1 protein-coding gene is annotated in these 252 nt (G+C 59.1%); it reads left to right on the plus strand.

All coding sequences use genetic code 11. The features are described from left to right. The first annotated feature begins 15 nt into the window (after nucleotides 1-15). On the plus strand, nucleotides 16-177 hold the full coding sequence (tnpB, locus tag GWC77_RS30485) for an IS66 family insertion sequence element accessory protein TnpB (RefSeq protein ID WP_367949140.1): 162 nt from the start codon (nucleotides 16-18) through the stop codon (nucleotides 175-177). Nucleotides 178-252: the final 75 nt, after the last annotated feature.

Here is a 252-nt window from a genome sequence, read left to right on the forward strand (position 1 = left end):
GGTGCGCCGGTCGACATGCGACGCTCGTTCGATGGCCTGTACGCGATTGCGCGCCACGGCATGCCGGTCGATCCGCTGGCGGGCCATTTGTTCGCGTTCATCAATCGTCGTGCTACGCAAATAAAGGGGTTGTGTCGCGATAACGGAGCCATGACGAGCAAGCGGCGATTCGCTTAGGAGTCCTTACATAAGCAGCGAATAGAACTGCGCGGCGACCGTTCGAGTGGCGTGGTCACCCTTCATTTGGCCTTT

The sequence above is a fragment of the Paraburkholderia sp. NMBU_R16 genome, assembly GCF_013282575.1.
Classification (GTDB): Bacteria; Pseudomonadota; Gammaproteobacteria; order Burkholderiales; family Burkholderiaceae; genus Trinickia.

Coding starts and splice junctions, on each gene's coding strand:
- tnpB (WP_367949140.1), top strand. CDS start 16: ATGCGACGCTCGTTCGATGGCCTGTACGCGATTGCGCGCCACGGCATG.